A 3860-nucleotide genomic window follows, 5' to 3' on the forward strand; every position below is an offset into this window, starting at 1 on the left:
CGAATGCTGTCGGTAGCAAGTCGCGTTCCAGCAGACATCGCAAATGCGATTGGTGCGGCAAAGTCCGTCGGCCGCAATCGCTGGACCGAATTTGCTCAATTGATCGAAAAGCCTTCGACGCTCGAATTTGCACGAGCGATCATTAAAAACGGGGCGATCTCGTCGCTGGAATCCGACGCCCGGTTCGAGCGACTTTTGGCCGAGATCAAGAGTGCCTCGAAACCCGCGAAACGTCCCACCAAGGCTACCGAATGGCAAGCTGAGGACTCAAGCGTGCGTGCGGAATTCAAAGGAAGCGCGAAGAGTTATTTTATCGCGCTCAAAGCAAACGACGCCGGCAGGTTTGGGCGGTTCATTGCCGATAACCTAGACCGCTTGCATCAAGAGTTCCTGAAATCAAGCAGAGCAGAGGAAAAGTAGCGGCAAAAGAAAAAGGCCCCCAAACGTCGCCGTCGTGGAAGCCTTCCTCATGTCTAAGCAGCCTGAGAATCGCATTTCCATGAATCGCAGTCAAGAGTCTTTGGCGCCAGTTTGGTGAGCGGATTTCCTTTGCCTTTCGAAAGGTGAGAGGAAAATGCAAACAGGAAATGTGACGACGCCGTTTGGGCGGCGGCCGATGACGCTTGCCTTGGTCAAAGGTCAACTCGCCACGGCAAATATCAGGGCAGGGAAGACCGTCGATAAGTGGAAGGTCTATCGTAGCGCCTGCGAGGCGAGAGCCTTGCTTGGCCTGCGCGATCGTGCGCTTGCCGTGCTTAACGCGCTGCTGAGCTTCTATCCAGAACAAGAACTCAGCGAAGACCGCAATCTTGTCGTGTTTCCGTCGAACGCGCAGCTAGCCATTCGCTCCAACGGAATCGCGGGAACGACCCTACGGGAAAACCTGGCGCTCCTGGTGGACGCAGGGCTTATTCATCGTAACGATAGTCCAAATGGCAAACGCTACGCCCGTAAAGGGAGCGATGGTGAGATCGAAACGGCGTACGGCTTCAGCCTTGCGCCGCTCCTTGCACGCGCTGAGGAGCTCGCTCTAATGGCGCATCGAGTCGCGGAAGAGAGCCGCCACCTCCGTATTACGAAGGAGCGCATTACGATCGCGCGGCGCAACGTACGTAAACTTATCACGGCTGCTGTGGAAGAGGGCGCCTCCGGAAACTGGCAGGCAGTAGAGAACGCACTTGTGGGGGCTACCGCACGCCTGAAACTCGCGAAGACAACTGCAGCGTTGGAGGCGTGCCTCGACGAACTCTCCCTCCTCAACGAGGAAGCTGTCAACATGCTGGAAAATCAGATAATTTCTCAAAAATCCGACGCCAATGATAGCGAAATCCGTCAGCACATACAGAATTCAAATACCGAATCCTTTAATGAACTTGAACCTCGCTCCGAAAAAGAGCAGGGCGAAACGACAGTGCTTAAGCCGAACCGTGGTACCGAGTCTATAAAGGCTTTCCCGTTGGGAATGGTCTTGAGAGCGTGTCCGCAGATTGCTGACTACGCGGTTGGAGGGACAATCTCCCGTTGGCGTGAGCTGATGGCCGCGGCGGTGGTCGTCCGAACCATGCTTGGCGTCAGTCCGTCAGCCTACCAGGACGCTTGCGAGACCATGGGGCCGGAGAATGCCGCTGTGGCCATGGCATGTGTCCTCGAGCGAGCTGGGCACATCAACTCGCCGGGCGGCTACCTGCGAGACTTAACGAGACGAACTGAGAAAGGCGAGTTTTCGCTTGGCCCGATGCTGATGGCGCTGCTCAGGACGCAGGATACCCTGCGACAACAATCGGCTTGAAAAGGTCTCTTGTCGCCGGCGTAGGGTTGCGTAGCATTCGATCATTTTCAGGCACAAAATTGTCAGCGGTACAAATGGCATTTTTATACAATGAAAACATGATGATGCGCTTTGTTTTCGCCTCTGGAGCCATTGGAGAAATATGGTTTCAGGGAAACGGAAGAGCGCGCTAGTCGTTGGGCTCCGCACCCACATCTGAAAAGATAAGGCTGATTAGAAACTCGATATGAGCATGGCGACTTTAGGTGAGTTAATCCTGATGCAGCGTGAACGGATGAGAGAGCGACGCCGGCCGATGTAGGACTGCGCTACAAGGCAGAAGGACATAGCTGCAACTTTGCGCTGGTGGCGAGAGACGGGAATCCCAGACAGAGTCCAGATAAGTGCCAAGCTCGCTCCTCGGACGCCCATGCACCGCGCGCCGGCGGCCGCCGGAGGCCAGCGCTATCATCCGTTGATAGGCCGAGCTGTAAGGATCTGCTGGTCACGTTAAAAACGCTATGGAGGGCAGACTTCAAGGGCCTCCTCCCGCTCAGAATTTTCTAGGCTACGAAGCTATAGCTTTGGCTGCCCACGACCATAAATCATGCCCTAATGCCTCGAGCTGACCTTCGAACGTATCGGTCCACGGGTTGGGAAGCGTCCAGCGTTCATCCCACCCAAAACTCCAAATGACCGGAAAATCACCGCGGTTGTCGCCACGCTCCCATTCTTTTGTTTTTTCCCAAGACATGATCACGGATGCCGCGATCGCGTCGAACCCGGCGGAATGGGCAGCGTCGATCATTTGTTCAATATCACTGTGGTCCTGCGCGGCAACATGGCTCGGCATGATGACGAGTTCTCGCGTTCGCCACATGGGATCATTTGCGTCCAACGCGGCGAGGACCGAACCATATTTGGCCTTCTCCTTTTCCTGAAACGATCTTCCAAAGACGAAAGCGTCGATTGGTCGGCCCCAAGGGCTGACAAGCGCACGAACGCCTTTTTTATGAAGCCCGATTTTCTGTCCGGTGCCTTGGGAAACGAGGGTTCTAAGAATTGTTGACTTGCCGTGGCGATCATTTGCCAACGGAACGAGGAAAAGGCGTCGAGAAATCTTCATTGCTTGCTCCCTTGGCACTTGCTCGGATGTTGCTCGGGCTCCGATCTCGTACCTTACCTTCCAGCCCGACTTTGCGAGGTATTGCCAGAGGCGATACACAATTTCAAATTGGCGTTTGGCCGGCGTCCTGTAACACTGGATTCAACGTGCTGATGCATTTCTGCCGGACATCTTGGAGCCCCAGCTCCAGCGCTGGATCTAGAATCTGGAGATGATGCGTATGTTGGATGATCGCAGCGTCTCTGAACCCGTCGGTTAGCAGTGTTTTCAGATCCTTCAAATAGAGGTCTACCTTTTGAAGTTCGCTCTGCCAAGCGGCGTTGGATAGTTCTCGCCACCCACCAACCGCCTTCTGAATAACGTGTCCACTCTTTCGGTCGATAAGCTCTCCCGTCCGCAATGCACGTTGTGTATCCTTCAAAGCCTGCAGAAAATCATCGAAGTTTTCACTGTGCAGCGCATCTTCGAACGCTGGTCTATGAAAAGCAGTTGCTATCACACTGAGGATCAACTGGTCCTGCTCAGTTGGGGTGCGCACTTCAATCACGCGATCATAGTACCAGTGCTGCAGGTCAGGGAGCGCGTTAAGTCACGTGACATAATCGTCCCAGAACCAAACATGGACGTTCAATTTGACACCCGAACCTGCGAATTGGCCAGTGAGCTCGCGCGCCAATTTCTTGGTATGTGCGTTTCTTTTCGCCGTCGTTGTGGCTTTTAGCTTCCGATTTCAATGAAATCTCCTCTTACGATTTCACTGCGGAGTAGGGGAGGGGCCAACTAAAGCCCTGATGCCTTAGTCAGATTCACGCGGAACCGATCCCGTCGGCGCTGATATCTGCGTGTCATCTCCGCTGAAGCATGACCGAGCTGTTTCTGCACGTAACGCTCGTCGACTTCAGCGGAGGAGGCCAAGCCCGCGCGAAGGGAATGTCCAGAGAATTTGATGGCGCGTTCGATCTCACT

Annotated in this window: 5 protein-coding genes; 2 read left to right on the forward strand and 3 right to left on the reverse strand. The window is 54.5% G+C overall.

The features are described from left to right. Both DOU54_RS19875 and repC read left to right on the forward strand, forming a co-directional pair. Positions 1 to 420, forward strand: a 420-nt coding sequence (locus DOU54_RS19875) for a plasmid partitioning protein RepB C-terminal domain-containing protein (protein ID WP_286079946.1), incomplete at its 5' end; no start/stop codon positions are given. Positions 421 to 574: 154 nt separating this feature from the next. Beyond that, positions 575 to 1789, forward strand: a complete 1215-nt coding sequence (gene repC, locus DOU54_RS19880; RefSeq protein WP_113731749.1) for a plasmid replication protein RepC — start codon at positions 575 to 577, stop codon at positions 1787 to 1789. A 547-nt stretch (positions 1790 to 2336) separates the two neighbouring features. Here repC and DOU54_RS19885 read toward each other — a convergent pair. The 3 genes from DOU54_RS19885 to DOU54_RS19895 all read right to left on the reverse strand — a co-directional run. After that, positions 2337 to 2894 (reverse strand): hypothetical protein, encoded by a 558-nt coding sequence (locus DOU54_RS19885; RefSeq protein ID WP_113731750.1) that lies wholly within the window; start codon positions 2892 to 2894, stop codon positions 2337 to 2339. Between the two features lie 103 nt (positions 2895 to 2997). Then, complete coding sequence (locus DOU54_RS19890) at positions 2998 to 3441, reverse strand: hypothetical protein (RefSeq protein WP_113731751.1); 444 nt, start codon at positions 3439 to 3441, stop codon at positions 2998 to 3000. Positions 3442 to 3674: 233 nt separating this feature from the next. Next, positions 3675 to 3860: tyrosine-type recombinase/integrase (locus DOU54_RS19895; protein ID WP_146617391.1), on the reverse strand; the 186-nt coding region annotated here is incomplete at its 5' end.

Origin of the sequence: Agrobacterium sp. MS2 (assembly GCF_003261015.1) — a bacterium.
GTDB classification, from domain to species: Bacteria; Pseudomonadota; Alphaproteobacteria; order Rhizobiales; family Rhizobiaceae; genus Agrobacterium; species Agrobacterium pusense.

What these genes read in the sequence shown, in the direction of transcription:
- repC (WP_113731749.1), top strand. Translation starts at nt 575, where the DNA reads ATGCAAACAGGAAATGTGACGACGCCGTTTGGGCGGCGGCCGATGACG.
- DOU54_RS19885 (WP_113731750.1), bottom strand. Translation starts at nt 2,894, where the DNA reads ATGAAGATTTCTCGACGCCTTTTCCTCGTTCCGTTGGCAAATGATCGC.